This window comes from uncultured Chitinibacter sp. (assembly GCF_945957625.1).
GTDB lineage: Bacteria > Pseudomonadota > Gammaproteobacteria > Burkholderiales > Chitinibacteraceae > Chitinibacter > Chitinibacter tainanensis.
This window is the reverse complement of the sequence record NZ_CAMFLP010000006.1, coordinates 16,050-38,506: the sequence shown is the minus strand read 5'-3', so window position 1 is coordinate 38,506 and position 22,457 is coordinate 16,050. Positions and strand designations below refer to the sequence as shown.

Here is a 22,457-nt window from a genome sequence, read left to right as displayed (position 1 = left end):
CAGTCGATGGCGTAAAAGCACACGCATAAAGCACCTTGTGTAGGAAAGAGCGGCAGTAAAGTGCCGCTCATAGCCAAATTAACCGTTTAAGTGTTCCAGACGCAATTTCACAATCTTGCCATTGCACGACGCCAGCGCTTCGATCTTGGCGATGGCGGCGTTGACGTTTTTCTCGACCGCGGTATGGGTCACGATCACGATCTCGGCACTGTCACCCGCTGGTTTTTGCAGCATGGCATCCACAGAAATCTGGCCTTCGGCGAGGATGGTGGTGACATCGGCCAGCACACCCGGCAGGTCTTTCACGCTCAGGCGCAGGTAGTAGCAAGTTTCCACTTCGTCGATCGGTAGGATCGGCAGATTGGCCATCGCGCTAGGCTGGAAGGCCAGATGCGGTACGCGGTGCTCTGGGTCGGCGGTGTGCAGGCGGGTGATATCAACCAGGTCGGCAATCACCGAAGACGCGGTCGGCTCGGCGCCGGCGCCCGGGCCGTAATACATGGTGGCGCCCACGGCATCGCCTTTCACCAGTACGGCATTCATGACGCCATCCACATTGGCAATCAGGCGGCCAGCCGGAATCAGGGTGGGGGATACGCGCAACTCAATGCCATTTTCGCGGCGGCGAGTCATGCCCAGCAGCTTGATACGATAGCCGAGTTCGGCGGCGTATTTGATGTCGGCGGCTTCTAGTTTGCTGATGCCTTCCAGGTAGGCTTTGTCGAACTGCACTGGAATACCAAATGCAATCGCGCTCATGATGGTCAGCTTGTGCGCAGCGTCGTGGCCTTCGATGTCAAACGTTGGATCCGCTTCGGCGTAGCCCAAGCGTTGAGCTTCAGCCAGTACATCGGCAAAGGCGGAGCCTTTATCACGCATTTCGGTCAGGATGAAGTTGCTGGTGCCGTTGATAATGCCGGCTACCCATTCGATCTGGTTGGCGGTCAGGCCTTCGCGCAGCGCCTTGATCACCGGAATACCGCCCGCAACGGCGGCTTCAAACGCGACCATCACGCCTTTGGCTTGTGCTTTGGCGAAGATTTCGTTGCCGTATTCGGCAATCAGTTTTTTATTGGCGGTAACAACGTGTTTGCCGTTTTCGATTGCGGCCAGCACCACGTCTTTGGCAATGGTGGTGCCACCGATCAATTCCACCACGATGTCGATCTCGGGGTGGTTGACCACGTCCATCGCGTTGTCGGTGATGATGACGTCATCGCCACACAATTCTTTGGCGCGCGCCAGATCACGGTTGGCGGCCATTTTGACCACGATAGGGCGGCCAGCACGGCGGGCGATTTCATTGGCATTGCGTTGCAATACGGTGGCAGTGCCGCCACCAACAGTACCGACACCACATAGGCCTACGTTAATTGCTTTCATGTTCATTTCCTTGCAAGCCGAGGTCGAGCCTCGCAGTTTTTTACGAATAGGGTGCTTATTTGCTGGCAAATTCGCCCGTGCCATGCCGTTTGCGCCAATTTTGCAAGAAGCGGGCCACACGGCTCAGCGCCTCGGTCAGATCGTCGACATTGGGCAGGAAGACCACGCGGAAGTGATCAGGCTGATGCCAGTTAAAGCCAGTACCTTGTACCAGCAGTACTTTTTCTTCGGTGAGTAACTCCAGCATCAGCTGCTGATCGTCGCTCACCGGGTAAATGGCCGGATCCAGTTTCGGGAACATATACAAAGCGGCTTTCGGCTTGACGACACTCACGCCGGGAATGGCATTGAGCATCTCGTATGCGAGGTCGCGCTGCTTCGCCAGCCGGCCGCCTTCTTTAACCAGATCATCAATGCTTTGATAACCGCCCAAGGCGGTTTGAATGGCGTATTGCGCCGGTACATTGGCACACAAACGCATCGTGGCCAGCATATTCAGGCCTTCGATATAGTCTTTGGCCGGCTTTTTATTGCCCGACACAATCATCCAGCCAGCGCGGTAGCCGCAAGCGCGGTAGTTTTTCGACAGGCCATTAAAGGTGACAAACAGCACATCATCCGCCAGCGAGGCGATGGAGGTGTGTTTCACGCCGTCGTACAGCACTTTGTCGTAGATTTCGTCGGCGTAAATAATCAGGCCATGCTCGCGCGCCAGCTCGATAATCTGCAGCAGCAATTCATCCGGATACAGTGCGCCGGTGGGGTTGTTCGGGTTGATCACCACAATCGCGCGGGTTTTGTCGGTGATTTTGGCGCGCATATCGTCAATCGATGGGTACCACTGATTGCTCTCTTCGCACACATAGTGGCGTGGCTTGCCGCCCGCCAGGCTGACTGCGGCCGTCCACAGCGGATAATCGGGGGCTGGCACCAAGACTTCATCGCCATTATTCAGCAGGGCCTGCATGCTCATCACGATCAGCTCGGATGCGCCATTGCCGATGTAAACATCATCGACGGTGACATCTTTGATGTTTTTCTGCTGGGTGTAATGCATGACCGCTTTGCGGGCCTGAAACAAACCTTTGCTATCCACGTAGCCGGCGGCGTTGGATAGATTGCGGATCACGTCTTGCACCACTTCTTCGGGCGCATCAAAACCAAAGTTGGCCAGATTGCCAATATTGAGCTTGATAATGCGGTGGCCGTCCTCTTCCATCTGCCGCGCTCGCTCCGGGATCGGGCCGCGGATTTCGTAACAGACATTCAGCAATTTATTGGATTTGAGGATGGCTTCCATCGGGGTGGCGTCCGTGCGCTGGTTTTTCAGGGAAACCCCGTATTGTAGCGAAAGATTCGGTTGGCGGAACAAACAATTAAGTATCAATTCGCACAGCACACAGCCAGCAGGGCTTGCTTTAAAATGCCAGCCAGTTTGTTAGCGAGGTTTGCCATGAAATTGCACCAGTCCAAAGTCGAGCATTTAAACCAGATTACCGCCTACGATGCCGAATCGGTGCAGGTCAATGAAGTGCGACATGCCGGTAGCCTGCTGATCTTGCCCGACGATCTGCAGCCATGGCGCCCAGCCAGCTTTGCCGAGCTAACGGCCGATGACTTTACCCAGTTGCTCGATTATCAACCTGAGCTGGTGCTGCTAGGAACCGGGGCGGCGATCCAGTTTCCGCACCCGCAGCTTTATGCGGCCTTGTCTGCCAAGCGCATCGGCGTAGATGTGATGGGCACGGGCGCACTCTGCCGCACCTTTAATGTGCTGGTGGCGGAAGATCGCCGCGTGCTGGCGTTGGTGTTGCATCGCTAAGCCAGCGCACGGGCAACTGATCAACGGTGAAATCGGCCACAGCGGGGCAAGTGGTATTACACCTGACAGATTTAAACGGCTGTTTTAAAGGCATTTGCCGGGCTGTTGTCTTATGTCTACAGCCGTTTATTGCTTTATCTGAAAGAAAAAGACTCTGGTAAGATAAGAAACCAGTGCCGCGTTAGACGGCGCAGACAGACATGAGATGAAGGCAGTGGTGTTGCCGGGCTAACTGCTCTAACGCCAATTGCCGACTTTCACTTGCTCGTACCAGAGAGATTGGCAATGCCCATAGCCCTGTTAAAGTCGCTGACCTTGCGGCTGCGAATTGCCTTTATCGTCGTGGCCGCCACGACCCTGATCGCGGGTCTGGCGGCGTTTTGGGTTTTCCGCTCCGTCGATCAAACCTACAGCAATATTTCCCGCGAAAGCTATCCAGCAACCCGCGCCGTGGCCGGGCTGGAAACCAATAGTCTAGAGTTGGCGCTGGCCCTGCATCAGCTGTCCTCGGCCACCAATGATGCCGAGCGCCGTGAGGCTTTTCGGACTTTGCAGCAATTGCAGGGTGGCGCGCCACTGTATCTTGATGCCATCCGCGCCCTGAAGCTCACCGAATCGGGCCCCGCCGACATCAGCCGCTTGCAAAAACATTATCAGCTGCTGGCCAAACAAGCGGTCGAAACCAACCAAATCGTCACCGACCTGATCGAAATCGAAAAGCAAAACGCGGCAGTGCTGGCCCAGGTGGATGAGCAGCGCCAACAGTTTGAGCAAAAAATCGAGCCTTTGCTGCATAAGGCGCAGGAAGAAATGCTCTTGGCCACCGGCCGCGCCTCGGTGGCCGCCGGCCAGCAATGGGCCAAACTCACCGAGCAGGATCAAAACGAGCGCTTGGCCACCAATCTGATTCGGGCCGATATCTTTCGCCTGGCCAGCCTGATCGCCGTGGAGGGCGAAGAGGGCTATCGCCGCAAGGGGCCGGAAATTTTGGAGCGGCTGGAAAAGCAATTTCAGCTCACTGATCCGGAGTTTCGCGATGAAGGGCTGAAAATGCTGAAAATCTTGCGCGGGCCGATGCGTTCGGTGTCGCGCGAGGCGCTCGGCGCGATGATGGATTTTTATCGCAACGCCAGCAAATTCAATCAGCGGGAAATGGCCGAGCACAACCGGCAGGGCGATCTGATTACCCAAAGCGCCACCGCCTCAGTTGTGAATTTAGTCAATACCCAGGTACAAACCTTAACCGCCAGCGAGCAACTCAAAAGTGATTATCTAGAGTTAAGTAATACCTTGCGCCGCACGATCGCGGCCAAGAGCCAGCAAGAGCTGGCGCAAGGGCGCAAAGATTTCGCGCAGCTGTATCAGCATGCGCAGGCTGCGGGGCAAAAAATCGTGCTGCCACAGATTCGCAGTGGCCTAGGCCCAAGCCTGAATGCGGTGGTGATGCTGAACGAGCAATCGCGCAAGGTGTTTGAGCTGGCCCAGCGCCGGCTGACGCTAGAGTCGCTGCTAGAGAAAATCGCCCGTGAAAACACTCAGATTACGCAAGATTTCCTGCAAACTACGCAGCAATTGGGGCAGGCCATTTCGGGCGCGCTGAGTGGCAAAGTGGTGTCGCTGGATCGGGATATCCGCAGCAGTAGCTGGTGGCTACTGGGCGCGGCTGGTTTGGCGGTGGTGGTGGCGCTGGTGATGGGCTGGTTTTATATCTCGAACAATATCAATCGTCGGCTGGAGCGCTTGGCGCAGTCGATGCGGCAATTGTCGGAAGGCGAATTGGCCGAGCCGATTATTGTGCAGGGAGATGACGAGATTTCCGATATCGAGCGTGGGGTGATGCAATTTCGCGCCCTGCTGCAGCAGCAAAATAGCCAGCAGCAAGCGCTGATCGAAGCGCGTGATGAGGCGCAGGCCGCGGCCAAGATCAAGAGTGAATTCCTCGCCAATATGAGCCACGAAATCCGCACCCCGCTGTCGGCCATTCTGGGCTACACGCAGCTGGTGAGCGAAACGCCGTTATCGAGCTTGCAGCAGCAATACCTGACCCGGGCGCAAAGCTCGGCGCAGATGCTGTTGGGCGTGGTGAATGATGTGCTCGATTTCTCGAAAATCGAGGCGCATAAGCTCGAAGTCGAGCGCGAGCCTTTTGATCTGATGCAGCTCTTAAGCCAGCTGGCCGGCACGGTTGCAATTCAGGCGCAGGATAAAGATTTGCGGCTGAATTTCGAAATTGACCCGCGGGTGCCGCATCAGCTGGTGGGTGATTCGCTACGGCTGGGGCAGGTGCTGCTGAATCTACTCAATAACGCCGTGAAGTTTACCGAGCGCGGCGATGTGACTTTAAGCCTGATGCAAACGGCGGCGGAGGCGCATGAAGTAGAGCTGGCCTTTGCGGTGCGCGACTCAGGAATCGGGATTAACCCGCAAGCGCGTGAGCGGCTGTTTCAGCTCTTTAGTCAGGCCGATTCATCTACCACCCGCCGCTTTGGGGGCTCGGGGCTGGGGCTGGCGATTAGCCAGCAGCTGATTCAGTTGATGGGCGGCTGTATTGAGGTGGATAGCGAGCCGGGGCTAGGCTCCTGTTTCCGCTTTACGCTGCGAATGCCGCGCGGCCCGCAGACGGTGAGCTTGCCGCAATTTGGCGAGCGCCATGCCGTAATCGCCGATCAAAATGAAGACCACGCCGCGCATTTGGCGCTGCATCTGGCGGCGCTGGGGATCAGCTCGACGGCGCTGAATAATCCGGCCCAACTGGCGGCGTATTTCGAGGGTGGGCATCCGCTGGATCTTTTGTTGATTCAGCCGCAATTCTGCCTGACTGATCAAGGCCCTTGTCCGCAGATTGTGGCGCAAGTGCAGGGTGGCTTGCCGCTCATACTGCTGTGCTACGGCGCGGATGATATGGCCAGCAGCCAGTTGCCAGCGTTCGGCGGCGCCCCGCTGATTAGTAAACCGTATATCCCGAGCCAGATTGTGCAGGCCGTGGCGCAACAGCTGGCGCGTGATGAGCGGGCGCTGGCCTTGGCGGTAGGGGCAGACGCCGGCATGGCGCTGTCCGGTTTGCGGGTGCTGCTGGTGGAAGACACCGATGTCTTGTTAGACCTGGGCGCCACAGTGCTGCGAAATCTGGGCGCGCAGGTAACGCCGGTGGGCAGTGGCAATGCCGCGATTGCGGCGCTGATGAGTATGCCGATTGATGTGGTGCTGATGGATGTGCAGATGCCGGAAATGGATGGGCGCGATACCACGCGCGCCATTCGGGCCCTGCCAGGTTTTGCCGAACTACCGATTATTGCCCTGACCGCGCATGCGATGGAAGGCGAGCGTGAGCTGTGTTTGGCGGCCGGGATGAACGAGCATCTGTGTAAGCCAATTGATGCTCAAAAATTGCAGCAAGCCTTGCGGCCGTACTGCCGTGGCGATAGGCAAGGCGAAGCGGTAGCGCCAGCAGAAACTGCGCTCATGGCGACCATGGCCCCGCTGACGGATGCAGATGCATTGCTGGATTTTCCCGCCGCTTTGCAGCAAATGGGCTCGCTGAAATTGCTACATAAAATGTTGCCGCGCTTTGTTGAGCGCTTTGCCGATTGTGAAGCTGTGCTGCGCGGGCACTTGGCGGCCGGGCAGTTTGCTGATGCGCAGCGCTATGCGCATACCCTGAAGGGCGTGGCCGCCCAAGTTGCGGCGGGGCCAATTTATGCGCTGGCGGGCGAATTGGAGCTGCAATTGCAGGCCGGAGTGTTGCCCGATGAGGCGGCGCTGGTGCGGCTGGGGCAATTACAGGCGCAGGCTGGCGATTTGATTGCCCAGTGGTTGGCCAAGCAGGAAGAAGCCACGCCGGTATAAGTCGGTGGACGATCCTAGCTTCAGTAATAAAAAGGCCGGGTATATTTTCCGGCCTTTTTATTACTGGTGCTTTCAGTCTGATACGCTAGGTGGGTATTAGTCTTCTTCGCCCAAGAAGCCGCCACTTTGATGCGCCCACAGCCGCGCATAAATGCCATTGTGCGCCAGCAGCTGCGCGTGCGTGCCTTCCTCGACAATCCGCCCCTGATCCAGCACGATCAACCGATCCATCGCCATAATCGTCGACAGCCGATGGGCGATGGCGACCACGGTTTTGCCTTCCATGAGCTGATACAGGCTGTGCTGAATGGCGGCTTCTACTTCCGAATCCAGCGCGCTGGTGGCTTCATCCAGCAACAAAATCGGGGCGTTTTTCAGCATTACCCGCGCAATCGCAATCCGCTGGCGTTGACCGCCCGAGAGCTTCACCCCACGCTCGCCTACATGCGCATCGTAGCCTTGCCGCCCCTGTGGGTCGGTGAGCTGAGCGATAAAATCATGCACTTCCGCGCGCCGGGCGGCATCGATCATATCTGCATCACTGGCATCAGGCTTGCCGTACAGAATGTTATCGCGTACCGAGCGGTGCAAGAGCGAGGTGTCTTGCGTGACCATGCCGATCTGCCGGCGCAGGCTATCTTGCGTCACCGCGGCGATATTTTGCCCATCGATGCAGATTTCGCCCGCCTGCAGATCGTAAAAGCGCAGCAGTAAATTCACGATGGTGGATTTACCCGCGCCCGAGCGACCGACCAGCCCGATTTTCTCACCAGGCTGAATGCGTAAGTTCAGCGCATCCACCACTGGCTTGCTATCGGGGCCATAGGCAAAGCGCACTTGCTTAAATTCGATCAGCCCTGCGCGCACTTGCAGCGCCGGCGCCGCGGGCGCATCAAGCACCGTCGCTGGTTTGGCCAAGGTGTTCAGGCCATCTTGCAGGGTGCCGATGTTTTCAAACAGCCCGGCCATTTCCCACATGATCCAGTGCGACATCCCACTCAGGCGCAGCGCCATAGCGGTAGCGGCTGCTACCGCGCCCACCCCCAGCTCGCCTTGTAACCACAACCACAGGGCAATACCGGCAGTGGCGGCGATCAGCAGCATGCTTAAGAGATGATTCACGATCTCGAACAGACTCACCAGTCGCATCTGGCGGTGCACGGTGAGCATGAATTCCTGCATTGCGGTTTTCACAAAGCCCGCCTCGCGGTTGGCGTGCGAAAACAGTTTTACCGTCGTGATATTGGTGTAGGCATCGGTGACTCGCCCGGTCATTAGCGAGCGGGCATCGGCTTGCGCCTGCGAAACCCGGCTTAAGCGCGGCACAAAAAACACCATCACTGCGATATACAGCGCCAACCAGGCAAAAAATGGCCCCATCAGGCGCAGATCAAAGCCGCCGGCAACCACGGTCATGGTGACAAAATAAATCACCACAAACACCAGAATATCCATGCAGGTGAGCACGGTATCGCGTACCGCCAGCGCGGTTTGCATCACCTTGGCCGAAATCCGGCCGGCAAATTCATCTTGATAAAAGCTCATGCTCTGATTGAGCATCTGGCGGTGAAATTGCCAGCGCAAACGCATCGGGAAATTACCTGCCAGCGTTTGATGTTTGATCATGGTTTGCAGCGCAATCAGGATCGGGCTGGCGAGCAAAATACCTAGTAGCAACAGTAGATTGTTTTTTTCGTTTTGCCACAATAGTGCCGGCTCGGTGCGGCTCAGCCATTCGACGACATTACCCAGCATGCTATAGAGCAGCGCTTCAAATGCCCCAGTTAATGCGGTAAATAGCGCCAACAAGGCAATATACAAACGCATGCCGCGCGTGCAGCTCCAGACAAAACCGATAAACGTCGCCGGATGCTTGGGCAATTGATCCGGATAGGGGTGGATGAGTTTTTCAAAAAAGGCAAACATACGGCGGCCATCGCAAGACAGGAATGGGATTGATTCTAAGCGATAAGCGCGATTGAAAGTGATGAGTAAATTTTACTTTTTCCAGCGCACAAGAAAATGGCAATACCCAACTGGGTATTGCCATGTAGATCATTCCTAAAAAAACCTGTAGCAATATACCCTCAACTATGGTTTAAAGCGCGCTTCCAGTTGCGCCAGCTTGACGCGGATATTGGCGCCCATGCTGATTTGTGGATTGGAGTAGCCATCGTCTTTGCCAGCCGCGACTTCGCGCTGGCGAATCAGCTCGCGGGCGCTGTGATGCGCAGCTTCAAACGAGCGCGTTTTGCTGCGCAATTGTTCGTCAAACATGGCGCGGCCAAAAAAAGTCAGCTCGGATTTGCGGCCACAACCGTAGGAGGTGTTATCCGCGTCGGCGGCGGTCAGCACCAGCGTATCGGCGCTGGCCAGCGGCGCAATCCAGCTGCCCGAGTAACACGCCGAAACGGCAATCACCCGGTGGCGCACGCCCGCCTCGTCCAGCCAGCGCTTGAGTTGCTGCGGCGTCACGCTATCGACCTGCATTGGCCAGAATCCGGCCGCCAGCTGCCCATCCTGCCCGCCGTGCGAAGTGAGATACACAAACAGAATATCTTCGTTCTGATCCATTTTGCCAGCGATGGCGGTAATGCTGCGCCGCAGATTCAACGGCGTTGCCCACGGCCACTGCCCCAGTGTTTCAACGTGATTGATCAGCTCGATCCCGCGCCCGGCAGCGTCAAAACGTTGTGCCATCACGCTGGACACCATGCCCGCTTCCCGGCGAAAAACGTCTTCGTCGGCTTCGGGGGCAAAAGTGATCGTATATAGATCGACGACGCCAGCGCGCTGCGGCGCAATCGCGGTAAGTTTATCAGCCAAGAGCTGCGGCTGCGCTTCCATGACTTCTTGCGTTAGCACCAAGCTGGGACGATCATTTTCAGTTTGCTCTTCGTTAACTGGATACCAAAACTCCAGCGTCTCATCAGAAAGAGCTAGCAGTGAAAGTCCAGCAAAAATTGAAGCCGCAAAGAAAAAGTGCAGCTTATTTCGACTACTGGCATGCCATAACAAAATCAACTCAGCCAGCCTCATCCATGTAAATTGCACGCCCCAAACGATCCATTGTGCAGTGAGGCTTTGTTGAACTTCAAAACGAAGCAAAACTTGAGAAACACCATATACCAAACCAGACAGCATGCTAGCCAGCATGTACAACAGTAAAATCAGACACAAAATCTGTCCTTGTCGCGATCGCTTTGACTCCTGCGCAGACGATTGTGAGTAATAAACCAGCCAGCAAATAGCTAAGAAGTAGGCTCCATTTTGCAAAAATGTAAACCAGAAAAATTTCTGCGGACCGCTACTCATTAGCCATTCGACCAAAATCATAAGACCTTGCTCTAAGACGTACAGCAATAAAATCAGCCATGGCAACGCTGGGATGTCGCCCCAGCGCGGCTCGCGAAACCACAGGCAGTGAACGCTATCGCGCAACAAGGCGCCGATTTGTTTGAGCCAAGATGGCTTTGTAGCGGGCGCGGCTTCTTGGCGAGGCTCTGGAAAGTCGCTGATTTCGGAGTCAAAGGATTCGAGGTGATCGGACATAGAGGGGATTCGCTGAAAAGGACGGCCTAGTTTATAACAAAGCCTGTCAGCATCTAAGCAAGTCAGCCGATTGTGCGCCAAGTATGGTGGATTTTGAATTACTTAGGGGTATTCCAATGAAAAGCAATCTGAAATTAGCTTTCATAGCAATACCCAAGCTCAATTCACATCGACAAATTAAGCAATTGCACCCCGCCCCACAAATAATGGCTTTGAGTCGCGCATTAAAAAACGGCAGCCAAGGCTGCCGTTTTGCTTAGAATGAACGCAAATTACTTGGTGTTATCTACCACAACCTGACCATTAAACTTCACCTGGCCGCGGAAGAAGTAATCCACGCAGGCTTTGTAGTCACCGGTATTGGCCAGGCTAAATGGCGTTTGGTAGCTCACCAACTGACACGCCCACGATACGCCACCTGGGTTGTTGCCGTTGTAGCCCCAGTTTTTGTCCAGATAGGTTTTGGTGGCCGCGGCTGAACCATCGGTAAAGCCTTTCGATGTGCCGCAAGTCAGTTGCTCGTTGCTGATATCAATGCCCAGCTCTTTGGTGAACTCTTTATACGCCGCGATCCGGTTCAGCGATTGTTGCGCTTCCGAGCCTTTGCCACACTCGATACCACCGTTAATGATGTAGGTGGTGGCGCCAAAGCCTGGTTTCATATTGTTGGCAATATCCACCTGATTCGGCTGCCAAGTGCCATCAACAACCCAAGTCATTGGTGGTTTTGGCGATTGTGGGTAGACGGCAAACCAGATGGCAGAGGCGAAGTTCATCCAGGTGTCTGCCACCAGACCTGGGTTGTCGAGCAAGACATTCACGTCACCGTACAGCGATTTGCTGAATGGGCCGTAATTGTAGTTCCACGACAATTGCTTCGAGCCGCGACCGAAGTAGCTAAAGTACTGGCCTTGGGCGTTTTTGCCGCATGGATAGAAGATCGAGAAGATCGAGCCACCTGCGCCATTAAAGCAATCTTGGTAACCACCCACGCCCGAACCTTCTTGCATGCCTTGTTCACGCAGGAACCACAGGCCTTGGCGGAAAGTTGGAATCGCGGTGTTTTGCTCCATGGTGGCCAACACAGCGTTGTTCTGATCGGCGTAGCCGCGGGCCGTGGCCGGCGTCAGCGCAGGCCAGTTGGCGCCAGTTTCTTGCGCAAAGTGCGCAAATGAAGTAGCCAGCAGTTTTTTACAGATCAGGTCTGAATCACGACCATCGGTGTAGGTTTTGCAATAAGCCGGGAACTTCGCCACGCCTTTGAGCAGATTTTCGTAGGTGTATTTCACATTGCGAACCGGGAAGAAGTAATCAAACTTCGCCCGTGGCAATACGCGCTCAACGCGTTGTACGTTATCCGGGTTGCTGACTAGCCCTGGTGCAACTGCATCGACCACGCTATCGGTGCGTACCTGCAGCGCTTCGCGAATGCGGTCGATGGTTTGGGCATCGCCACCGGCTTGGCTATACAGTGCACGTTCAGCCGCGGTGAATTGGGCTTCAGTTGGGTAGCCCGCTGGCGCGGTAATGTAGGTAATTTGTGGTTTGTAGGCGGCTGGTGCGCTAGTTGGCGCAGTCGTTGGGCCTGCGGTGACCACTGGGGTTGGCGCTACCGTTACCACAGGGGTGGCGGTCGGCGTGGCCGTTGGTTTTACTGTTACTACTGGTGTAGCAGTTGGCGTCGCAGTCACGACTGGCGTAGCGCTTGGCTTGGCCGTTGGGGTAGCGGTTACCACTGGCGTTGCTGTTGGTGCTACGGTTGCCACTGGCGTCGCAGTTGGGGCTGGCGTGCTACCACCAGTGCTGCAGTTGCCGCCGGCTTTCCAGAGTGTTGGGGTCGCAGCTGGATTCCAGTTCGCGCCCACATAGGCGGTGTGAGTCGACAGGGCGGTATAGCTGGCGCCACCAAAATTCACTACGTCGCCGGCTTTGTAGCTATTGCCTTCCACCCAAGTCGCGCAGCTGCCAGCCGCTGGTGGGGTGGTAGGAGTAGCGCTTGGTTTAGCCGTTGGCGTGCTGGTTGGCGCGCTTGTTGGGGCTGTAGTCGGCGCCGTCGTTGGGGCTGCAGTCACCACCGCGGTGGGGGCTGGTGTGCTGCCGGTGCTGTTGCCAATGAGTTCCCATGGACCCCATTGTTCGGTACCGGGGATGTTATTCAGTGTCCACCATTTGGCTTTGTAATCTTTGCCTTGGTAGCTGACAACTTGACCGCCGGTGTAGACCGTTTTGCTGTCCCAAGCGGTGGCGGCCAGGACCTGGGCCGAGCAGATGGCAGCCGGAATCGCAGCCAGCATCCATTTATTGAACTGGATCATCTTGATGTCTCCATCCTTCTTATGCCGGTCCTGACGGGCCGTGCTTTGTGTGAAAACGGCTTTTGCCGTGGCTGCCATAGTAAGCGAAGCTGACAAGCTTTGCCTAGTGTGTCAGCACACGTTTGTCGTTTTAATTCATCCACTTATTTAAATTACGGCGGTGTAATTTTCGAGATATTTATGCGTCATTTTTGACTTTGATTCGGGTCAAATCCGAACCAAAAGCGACTTGAATTCATACGCAATTTTTGCGCAAAAATGACGTTGGTATGTGACTGGGGTGGCTTTAAGCGGCGGGCCAGGGCAGGGCGTCTAGTGAGCCTAAGCTCGCCAGCTGGGCGCTGCAAGCTGTGGTTAGAAAAGCCGTACCAGTGCTTGGCGGGCATTGGTAGTGGTAGGTATGTCCGTGCAGGCTAAATGCTAGCTCGTATGCATGCAGATACCCCCGATCACTTTCGCTGCCACCATAACGGTTATCGCCGAGAATCGGGCTGCCCAGGCTTTTGAGCGTGACACGCAGCTGATGGGTGCGGCCGGTGAGTGGTTTGAGCGCAAACAGTCGTAAGCCTTCGCCGAGGCCGTAACTAAAAAACTGCGTGATCGCCAGTTGCCCGCCTTCGCGCACCAAGCGGTAGCTGCCGCCACGCCCTTTTTCGATGCCGCCGCGCACTTTGCCCTGTTTCTTACTGGGTTTGTGCGCGCTGATGGCCAGATAATATTTGCGAATCTGGTGCTGGCTAAATAGCTCCCCCAGCGCGCTGGCAGCGGCGCTGCTGCGCGCAAGGAGCAAGAGCCCGGAGGTGAGTTTGTCCAGCCGGTGCACCGCATACAGCTCGGCCAAACCCGTTTGCGCGCGTACCAGCTGCACCAGCCCTGCGGAGCCATCCTGGCTGTGAAAGTCGAGCCCGGCGGGTTTATCCACCACGATAAAGTCGGGCTCCTGCGCCAGAATAGGGATAGTGATGCTCATAAGGGCTGCTGGGCTACCGATCAGGCGCTGCGCGCGCTGGCGAACTGATCGCCAAAATTAACCAGCAGCACGCCCACGACGATCAGGGCGGCGCCCGCCAGCCGTGGCCAAGAGAGCTCGCGCAGCGGCAAGCCCAGCCAGCCAAAACGGTCAAACAGCAAAGAGGCGATGACTTGTCCGCTGATAATCAGCGCCATCATCGAGGCTGCGCCGAGTTTGGGCGCGATCAGGGTGGTGCCAAACACGAACATCGCGCCCAATAAGCCGCCCGCCAGCATCCACGGCTCGGCTTTGGCGATGCCGGCCAATGCGCCCAGCTTTTGTCCGCTGGCCAGAGAAATGAGCAGCAAGGTAATGCAACCCACTACGAACGACACCAGCGCCGCTAGCAAGGTGCTGCCCCCAATCATGGCTTTAAGCTGATTATTAATTGCGGCCTGCAGTGGCACCACCAGCCCAATCACCAGGGCAAACAGAGCGTAAAAGCTATTCATGGGGTGGCTATCCGAAAAGAAATCAGGCCCTGATTGTACTGGCTTGGCTGATTTTTGCCGCAAAATTTGCTATCAAGGTAAGCGGGAGTCCGTACAATAGCGGAGCTTTTTTGACCCGAGACGGACCTGATCATGCAGCACTTAACCCCTGTTGAACTGAGCCAGTGGCTAGCCGATGCCGAGCGAGCTGCGCCTAATTTGCTGGATGTGCGTGAACCATGGGAATTTGCCCTGTGCCAAATCCCCGGCAGCATCAATATTCCGATGGGTCATATCCCGAGCGAGCAAGCGCGGCTAGATCCGGATGCCTGCTATGTGGTGATCTGCCATCACGGCGTGCGTAGCTATCAGGTGGCCGGCTTTCTGGAGCGGCAGGGGTTTGCTGAGATGATCAATCTGGATGGTGGCGTGGCGGCGTGGGCCGATGAAGTTGACCCGACGATGGCGCGTTATTAAGTAATTAATTCCCCTGGGTATGTGCCTGGGGGCTAATAAAATAAAGGCGGCTAGGCCAATACCCATGGAATTACGCCGAATCGAAGAGTTTCTCGCCCTGCTCGAACATGAGCTGGCGCATAACCCCGATCTGTATGCCGACATGCGCGCGGTGATGCAGTTCGAGCCCTATGATTTCCTACCCTGGCTGCCTTTGCTGGATATTGCGATCGAAAAGCTGGGCGATCTGCCCACCGTGGTGAAATGGCTAACCTGTCCGCATCACGATCTGCACGGCGCCGCGCCTGCGACCTTGGTGGGCACGGAAAACGGCGTTGAGCTGGCGCGCCAGCTCCTGCTGCAATACGATCCGCTGCCGCCATGGCGGCAAGCCGGCGCCGAATAAGCGCACTCATTCAACTGATTTAAAACTTAAACCTCTTTTGCGCTTCAGCACATGCTGGCGGCGAGCCTGCGCTAGCGATTGCGCGCGCAGGCTCAAACTTCAGCCGGGTGCGGTGACGGCTTAGTGGCCGTAGCCGTCCGGTTTGCTTTTATAAAAGGTAATGGTTTGGGCATTGGCCGTCGTCGGCGGTGGCGATTTCAGAATATGCGATTTCATCTTGCCGACCACATGCATTTCGCACGGTTTACAGTCAAATTCTAGCCGGTAACTTTCGCTGCCTGAGCTCAGCGTCATCGGTTCGGCGCGAATCTGCCCCTTCACCCCGATCACCCCTTTGGCCTGTTTCGGACACAGATTGAACGAAAAGCGTAGGCAATGTTTGGTGACCATCAGCGGTACTTCGCCGGCTTCTTCGTGCGCCTCATACGCTGCAGCGATTAATTTAACCCCATGCTTGGCGTAAAACTCGCGTGCTTTGGCGTTGTAAACATTGCCCAGAAACGACAGCGTGTCTTCGGGATACACCGGCGGCGGGTTGAGCTCGGCTTTGCGCTCGGGCCGCACCCACGCGGCGCTACGGGCTGCCTCTAATCGCTCCACCGCCTCGCGGCGCAGTGCATTAATCACCGACGCGGGCGCAAACCACGGCTGGCTTAAATTCAATGCCACGTCTTCGGCATAAAACATCGTGTTGCCCAATTTGGCCAGATTATCGCGCAGCGTGCTCCAGGCTTTATCAGCGTTTTGCGCCACTTCAAGCGCCAGCTCAACTTGCGCTGTTGCCGTACAGCCATCGGCATCAGTCATCGTCAGTGCCAGCCCGGAGCTGGTTTCATTCAAGGTGAGCCAAGCGCCGATTTTGCGCTCGGCCGATTTTTTGGTTAGTGCCTGCTCCCACACGTGATCGCGGTTGCGGTGGATGGGCGTACCGGCTTTCAGACCCACCAATTCGCTCATCATTTCATTCGGGAACACGCGCCAAATGCCGGCGGCTTTATTCGCGGCTTCGACCGTATTGGCTTGCACACCAATCACTTCACGTTTTTTCATGAAGTTCAGCCCGTCGCCATTGCTCATCGCGTCGTTCTGATCGGCGACTTCCAGCTCGAAATATTTATCGGTGACCTTGGTCACGGTACCTAGCGGTACACCCACATATTTGGGCGAATCAAAGGCGCCGATGTCTTCTTTACGGCCGGTGGCAAAATAATCGGTGTGGCCGCGGTGGAAGGATTTATCCACGTTCGGGCGGAAAAACAGCTCGGTACGCCCGCTGGAAGCTGGGGCAAATTCACTGCGCTCGGCCATGATTTCGTCGAGCAGCAGGCGATAATGCGCGGTGATGTTTTTCACATACTGCATGTCTTTGTAGCGGCCTTCGATCTTGAATGAGCGCACGCCTGCGTCGATCAGCGCTGCCAGATTATTGGTTTGATCGTTGTCTTTCATCGACAGCAGGTGTTTGTCGAATGCCACCACCCGGCCATTTTGATCGGTCAGCGTGTACGGCAAACGACAGGCTTGCGAGCAGTCGCCCCGATTGGCGCTGCGGCCGGTATGTGCGTGGCTGATATTGCATTGGCCCGAAAATGCCACGCACAGCGCGCCGTGAATAAAGTACTCAATCGTGGCGCGATCACCCATGTAATCACTGATCTGTTTGACCTTGCCCAAGCCCAGTTCGCGTGCCAACACCACTTGCGAAAAGCCTGCGTCGGCCAAAAAGGCGGCTTTTTCTGGGGTGCGAATATCGCATTGCGTGCTGGCGTGCAGCTGAATCGGTGGAATATCTAGGGCGAGCACGCCCATGTCTTGCACGATCAGCGCATCCACGCCCGCGTTGTAGAGTTCAATAATCTGCTGGCGCGCCGGCTCAAGCTCGCTGTCATGCAAAATCGTATTGAGCGTCACGAAAATCCGCGCGTGATAGCGATGGGCAAATTCAACCAGCCCGGCAATATCCGCTACCGAATTGGCGGCATTATGCCGCGCGCCAAAGCCCGGCCCGCCGATATACACAGCATCGGCGCCATGCAGGATGGCTTCGCGGCCGATTTCGGCGGTTTTGGCCGGGGCAAGCAATTCGAGTTGGTGCGGCAACAGCATGGGTCAATCCGGTATGTGAAGCATTAAGGCGCGGAAGTATAGCGGAATCAAAGGCTTGTGCGGCAGATTTGCCAAGGAAATTCTTCACATTAGCCGGCTAGCGGCTGCGGGATTTGCTGCTGGTTTTTTCGCGATACATGGCCTGATCGGCCTGCGCGATTAAGGCATCGGCGGTGAGTGGCGCAGGGCCGCCAAATGCGGCGCAGCCCACGCTGAAGGTCACGCCGTATTCCTGTGCTAGCGGCTTGGCCCGCTGACAGAGGGCTAGTATCCATTGCTGCGGGTTTTGCGCGCCCAACAGCGCCACAAATTCATCGCCGCCCAAGCGGTACGCCACCACATCGGGGGCCTGAATATAGTGCGCGCAGCGCTTGAGCACTTCGTCGCCCACTTCATGGCCAAAGCGATCATTCACGGGCTTAAAATTATTCACATCGATATAGAGTAGGGTACCGCTTTCGCCGGCAGCGATTTTTGCCTGCAAGGTTTCAAACAGGGCGCGGCGATTGCCCAGCTGTGTGAGTTCATCGCTATAGGCTTGCTGATACAAAGTTTGCTGCAGCGCCTGGCTGCGCTGATTTTCGCGATGGAGCTGTGCGATCAGGTGATTGCGATCGTGCATCACCCGGACAAAAGCAATGCCGATCAGGCAAAAGCCCACCGCAAACAAGATGTCATCCAGAATATCGGCGTTGTGCCCCCAAAAGCCCTGGCCCTGATGCAAACCATCGATGTAATCAAACACATGGCCTAGCCAATAAATCAGCACGCCGAGCAAAAAAGGTCGCAATAAGCGCTCTTGATAACTAAAGCGCCGCCAGATCACCACCAGCACCAGGCTGGTGATCAGCAAGCCGTAGAAATCGTGCACATCCGGCAGCGGAATAAACTCCAGCAGCGCCCGCACCCCCAGCAGCAATACTAGCCATTGCCAGGTTGTGATTTTATCCATTCCTACTCACCGCGTTGGAAATGACCTCAGGATGAGGTCGGCTCTGGCAGTATAGTTGCTGGGGTGGCTAAATATGTCGATGTTTGATTGCTTTGGGTCAGGCTTTTAAAAGATTTTGTTGGGAACTTTTGTATGAGTATATGCTGGAATGCTAATTTATATCTGCGCTATATCCGTATACCACCAAGGGGTATTGAGACTTTTCTGTTGTATTGATGCAGAAAAAAAACCAGTGGCTGGGGTTTTGTCAAAAGGCTGCCTAAAAAATGCGCTACATTCGGGCTGTCGCGAATCTGAATTCCCCTCTAGCTGATGTCTACCCGCCCGCTTTTTCTGCTTCCTTTGCTGCTGGCAAGCAGTTTTCATACTGTCAGCTTTGCGGATGACCCGCGTACTTACGAGTTGAACGCCAGCGATGTGGCACGAACATCTTTGCGTTATCGGGTGGTCGAGAGCGAAGCGCCGCGTGGCCCGCGCGAGATTGAAGAACAAACGGTGCAAACCTATTCGCTGCGGCATGTGCAGTATTTTGCGCTGGCCGATCAGCTGGCCTACGCCGGGATTCAAGTCCCATATCGCCAGATCGAACAGGATTTTCGCAATAGCCGCCGGCGGGGCGACGATCAGTCGGGGCTGGGCGACCCGATGCTGTCGTTTGGCATGGGCGTTTACCGCATGCCGGCGCTGAGCTGGGAAGAGCTAAAACGCTATAACCGCGATGGTTTCAGCAGCGGTTGCCAGCTGCTGGTGTCGCTACCGCTGGGCTCGTATGACAGCCGGCGCGGCAGCAACCCGGGCAGCAATCGCTGGATGGTGATTCCGGAATGCCAGCTGGGCTACACCCAAGGGCGCTGGCTGGTGGAAGGCTTTGCCAGTATGAATTGGTTTTCGGATAACGACGATTACCGCGGCGGCACCTTTAGCCAAGACCCGCTGTACAACTTCAAACTCAGCACCAGTTATGGTTCGATGCGCGATTACTGGCTGGCCGTCTCGGCCGAATATCACCACGGCGGCGCCACCACCCGGCTAGGGCGGGCGGATAACAACGGCGAAAATGATTGGGATGGTGAAGTGGCGCTGTATTACAACTTTGGCGGTGGCAATAGCATGAAGCTGTTTGCCGAATGGCCACTGAGCAATTCAGCCGGCACTAGCAAATCACGTAATTTCTCAGTGGTGATGTCGCATACTTGGCGCTGATATACCAGTTGGGGTATATCGCAAAATGCATTGCTGCGTAATGGCTTGGTGGCGATACCCTGCTAGTTGGGCGCACCATAGCGCAGCACAATCGGCGGTGCCTGGGTGGCGAGTTGGCGGATTGCCTGTTTGAGCTGCTCGGCCGGGACTTGAGGATTGCTGCTGAGCAGGCAATAGGTGTCGCGAATATCCAGCGTTTGCACAATAGGTACGCGTAGCTGCGGCGCTTGCTGGTGGTTAAATTCATCCACGATCAGCCGGTTGACTACACTCAGATGCAATTGCCCGCTTTGGGTAAAACGCAGCAAGGCTTGCTGGCTGGGCGCATCAATCCGGCGATACTGACCGCGCTGAAAGTAGGGCTCAAGCAGCGGGTAGCGAAACCCCAAGACCGTGCCAATGCTGCGATGCTCGCCCTGATCGAGCTTGAACGGCGCATGGCCATGTTGCGGGGCGTGGATAATGACATTTTCCTGCCGTAAAAAAAGGCTGCTCCAGCGTTCGGGTGGATAGCTCCGTTCTTGCCAGCTGGGGTTGGTGTGGCACCAGAGATCGATCAGCCCTTGTTCTAGTGCTTGTGGCAGGCGTTTGCGGGGCAGCTGTAGCCATTCCGGCGTGGCATTCACATTGCGGGCAATTTGTAGCAACAGCTCGTAATACAGGCCCCCCACCGGCTCGCCATTATCGAGCACCACCTGCGGCGGCGCCCAGGCTGAATCCAGCGCAATGCGCAGCTTGAGGGGCTCGGCATGCGCGGCAAGGCTTAGCCAACACACTGACAACAGGCCGGCAAGCGGGCGAGAGAGCAGGTGGGAAAACACGAATGCGGATCTTTTTCAGTCAAACAATATGCCATTGTAGTGGCCTTTGATGACATTTCCTACTGTAGATTACACGCGCAGCAAGGCTTCGCGCCCCGGTAGCCAGCGATCAAGGTGCGGCTGGGCCAGCTCGGGTTGATGCGCGAGGATGTCTTCGGCGGTGGCGCGGGCTTCTTCCAACAGATCGGCGTCGGCTTCCAGATCGGCAAAGCGCAGCATGGGTACGCCCGATTGCCGTACCCCGGCCAGCTCGCCCGGCCCACGAATCTGTAAATCCTGTCGGGCAATTTCAAAGCCATCGGTGTGCTCGTAAATCACTTTCAGCCGCGCTTTGGCGGTGTCGCCCAGCGGGCCGGTATACAGCAAGATACACAGGCTGGCATGGGCGCCGCGGCCCACGCGCCCGCGCAGCTGATGCAATTGCGAGAGCCCCATGCGCTCGGCGTGTTCGATGACCATCAGGCTGGCATTGGGGACATCTACGCCCACCTCAATCACCGTGGTGGCCACCAGCACCTGCAGCTCGTTGCGGGCAAATGCTGCCATGGTGTTGGCTTTTTCATCGGGTTTCATCCGGCCGTGCAGCAAGCCCACGGCGATGCCGGGTAGCTCTTCCACCAGCTGGGCATGGGTGTCGACGGCAGTTTGGAGCTGCAAGGTTTCCGATTCTTCGATCAGCGGGCACACCCAGTACACTTGGCGGCCCTCGGCCACTTTGGCCGCGATGCGGGTGATGATTTCATCGCGGCGGGCGTCTGACACCAGTTTGGTGACAATCGGCGTGCGCCCCGGTGGCAGCTCATCGATGATGCTGACATCCAAATCGGCATAAAAACTCATCGCCAAGGTGCGCGGAATCGGGGTGGCACTCATCATCAGCTGATGCGGGCTGCCACCTTTTTCGCGCAGCGCCAAGCGTTGGGCCACGCCAAAACGGTGCTGTTCATCCACAATCGCCAGCCCCAGCCGGTGCAGCGTTACGCTGGCCTGAAAAATCGCATGCGTGCCCACCAGTAGCTGGCCGCTGCCGTCTTCCGCGGCGGCGAGCGCTGCGCGTTTTTCTTTGGCTTTCAGGCTGCCGGTCAGCCAGATCACGCGCACGCCCAGCGGGCTGAGCCACTGGCTGAGTTTTTGATAATGCTGCTCGGCTAGAATCTCGGTCGGCGCCAGCATCGCCACCTGATAGCCGGCCTCAATGGCCTGGCACGCCGCCACGGCGGCGACAATGGTTTTGCCCGCGCCCACATCGCCTTGCAGCAGGCGCTGCATGGGGTGGGATTGCTGCAAATCTTGGGTGATTTCTAGCAAGACTTTTTTCTGCGCGCCCGTCAGCCCAAAGGGCAGATTGCCCACCAGCTGGGCGGCCAGCGCGCCGCTTGGTGCGATGACTGGCGCCGTCCGTTCGCGGCGGATCGCGCGTGCCAAGCGCAGCGAGAGCTGCTGGGCCAGCAGCTCATCAAATTTCAGCCGCCGCCAGGCCGGATGAGTGCGGGCGGTGAGTAAAATCTGCGGGATATCCGGCGTGGGGTGGTGCAGCAATTTCACGCTGCTGGCAAAGTCGGGTAAGCCCAGTTCGTGCAGTAGCGGTGCGGGTAAAGTATCGGGCAGCGGGGTGCTAGCCAGCGCCTTGGCAATCAGCCCCGCCAGCTGGTGCTGTGCCAGCCCTGCGGTGGTGGGGTACACCGGTGAGAGCGCGTCTTGCAGGCTCACTTCACCGCCGACGCGGATTTTCGGGTGCACCATTTCGGGGCCAAAATAGCCGCGGCGGATTTCCCCATACAGCCGCACCCGTTTGCCAACGGCCAGCTGCTGAGCCTGACTCGGGTAAAAATTCAGTAGCCGCACCATCACACTGCCGGTGTCGTCTTTCACGCGCGCGACCAGTTGTTTGCGTGGCTTAAAGGTGACTTCGCAGGAGGTGACTTCGCCCTCGACCAGCGCAGGGCTGCCCAGCGGCGCTTCGGCCAGCGGGTAAAGCTGGGTTTGATCTTCGTAGCGCAGGGGCAAATGCAGCACCAGATCCAGCGGGCGCTGGATGCCCAGCTTGGCCAGGCGGGCTTGCTGTGCGGCGGTGAGCTTGGCGAAATCCATTATGGAACAATCGTTCTGTAATGCGCCTACTGTAGCGGCAAATGCGCCGCAAGGCAATCTG

Annotated in this window: 16 protein-coding genes; 5 read left to right on the top strand and 11 right to left on the bottom strand. The window is 56.7% G+C overall.

What is annotated here, in order from left to right; all coding sequences use genetic code 11:
* Positions 1-78: 78 nt before the first annotated feature.
* Both QV747_RS08775 and QV747_RS08770 read right to left on the bottom strand, forming a co-directional pair.
* Positions 79-1,383, bottom strand: a complete 1,305-nt coding sequence (locus tag QV747_RS08775) for a homoserine dehydrogenase (RefSeq protein ID WP_028449200.1) — start codon at positions 1,381-1,383, stop codon at positions 79-81.
* 55 nt (positions 1,384-1,438) lie between these two features.
* Complete coding sequence (locus QV747_RS08770) at positions 1,439-2,683, bottom strand: pyridoxal phosphate-dependent aminotransferase (RefSeq protein WP_034619000.1); 1,245 nt, start codon at positions 2,681-2,683, stop codon at positions 1,439-1,441.
* Between the two features lie 153 nt (positions 2,684-2,836).
* Here QV747_RS08770 and QV747_RS08765 point away from each other — a divergent pair, with 153 nt between their 5' ends.
* Together QV747_RS08765 and QV747_RS08760 are read left to right on the top strand one after the other, a co-directional pair.
* Positions 2,837-3,205, top strand: coding sequence for an Mth938-like domain-containing protein (locus QV747_RS08765; protein ID WP_047393277.1), 369 nt, complete (start codon positions 2,837-2,839; stop codon positions 3,203-3,205).
* Positions 3,206-3,490: 285 nt separating this feature from the next.
* Complete coding sequence (locus QV747_RS08760; RefSeq protein ID WP_273430914.1) at positions 3,491-7,051, top strand: ATP-binding protein; 3,561 nt, start codon at positions 3,491-3,493, stop codon at positions 7,049-7,051.
* A gap of 96 nt (positions 7,052-7,147) precedes the next feature.
* On the opposite strand, the gene QV747_RS08755 is transcribed toward QV747_RS08760, so the two are convergent.
* The 5 genes from QV747_RS08755 to QV747_RS08735 form a co-directional block, all read right to left on the bottom strand.
* The gene (locus QV747_RS08755; RefSeq protein ID WP_273430912.1) at positions 7,148-8,977 is read right to left on the bottom strand and encodes an ABC transporter ATP-binding protein; all 1,830 of its coding nucleotides are present in this window, start codon (positions 8,975-8,977) and stop codon (positions 7,148-7,150) included.
* A 165-nt stretch (positions 8,978-9,142) separates the two neighbouring features.
* Positions 9,143-9,916 (bottom strand): C13 family peptidase, encoded by a 774-nt coding sequence (locus QV747_RS08750; protein ID WP_273431124.1) that lies wholly within the window; start codon positions 9,914-9,916, stop codon positions 9,143-9,145.
* Positions 9,917-10,875: 959 nt separating this feature from the next.
* Positions 10,876-12,918, bottom strand: coding sequence for a glycoside hydrolase family 19 protein (locus QV747_RS08745; protein ID WP_273430911.1), 2,043 nt, complete (start codon positions 12,916-12,918; stop codon positions 10,876-10,878).
* A gap of 286 nt (positions 12,919-13,204) precedes the next feature.
* On the bottom strand, positions 13,205-13,888 hold the full coding sequence (locus tag QV747_RS08740) for a TIGR01621 family pseudouridine synthase (protein ID WP_273430910.1): 684 nt from the start codon (positions 13,886-13,888) through the stop codon (positions 13,205-13,207).
* Positions 13,889-13,908: 20 nt separating this feature from the next.
* Positions 13,909-14,382 carry a DMT family transporter gene (locus QV747_RS08735; RefSeq protein WP_273430909.1) on the bottom strand — a complete coding sequence of 158 codons (474 nt, stop codon included), beginning with the start codon at positions 14,380-14,382 and terminating at the stop codon, positions 13,909-13,911.
* Positions 14,383-14,514: 132 nt separating this feature from the next.
* Here QV747_RS08735 and QV747_RS08730 point away from each other — a divergent pair, with 132 nt between their 5' ends.
* Positions 14,515-14,838: a rhodanese-like domain-containing protein gene (locus tag QV747_RS08730; RefSeq protein WP_028449206.1), complete on the top strand. Its 324-nt coding sequence runs from the start codon at positions 14,515-14,517 to the stop codon at positions 14,836-14,838.
* A 64-nt stretch (positions 14,839-14,902) separates the two neighbouring features.
* Complete coding sequence (locus QV747_RS08725) at positions 14,903-15,223, top strand: antitoxin Xre/MbcA/ParS toxin-binding domain-containing protein (protein WP_273430908.1); 321 nt, start codon at positions 14,903-14,905, stop codon at positions 15,221-15,223.
* Positions 15,224-15,343: 120 nt separating this feature from the next.
* On the opposite strand, the gene QV747_RS08720 is transcribed toward QV747_RS08725, so the two are convergent.
* Entirely contained in the window at positions 15,344-17,329 is a 1,986-nt protein-coding gene (locus QV747_RS08720; protein ID WP_273430907.1) for a U32 family peptidase, read from the bottom strand.
* Between the two features lie 97 nt (positions 17,330-17,426).
* The gene (locus QV747_RS08715; protein WP_273430906.1) at positions 17,427-18,281 is read right to left on the bottom strand and encodes a GGDEF domain-containing protein; all 855 of its coding nucleotides are present in this window, start codon (positions 18,279-18,281) and stop codon (positions 17,427-17,429) included.
* Positions 18,282-18,593: 312 nt separating this feature from the next.
* Here QV747_RS08715 and QV747_RS08710 point away from each other — a divergent pair, with 312 nt between their 5' ends.
* A complete protein-coding gene (locus tag QV747_RS08710; protein WP_028449210.1) occupies positions 18,594-19,484 on the top strand; it encodes a transporter in 891 nt (296 codons plus the stop codon).
* A gap of 62 nt (positions 19,485-19,546) precedes the next feature.
* Here the strand turns inward: QV747_RS08710 and QV747_RS08705 are convergent, their stop codons facing one another.
* Positions 19,547-20,305 carry a hypothetical protein gene (locus QV747_RS08705; RefSeq protein WP_273430905.1) on the bottom strand — a complete coding sequence of 253 codons (759 nt, stop codon included), beginning with the start codon at positions 20,303-20,305 and terminating at the stop codon, positions 19,547-19,549.
* Between the two features lie 69 nt (positions 20,306-20,374).
* A complete protein-coding gene (gene recG / locus QV747_RS08700) occupies positions 20,375-22,453 on the bottom strand; it encodes an ATP-dependent DNA helicase RecG (RefSeq protein WP_273430904.1) in 2,079 nt (692 codons plus the stop codon).
* Positions 22,454-22,457 lie beyond the last annotated feature (4 nt).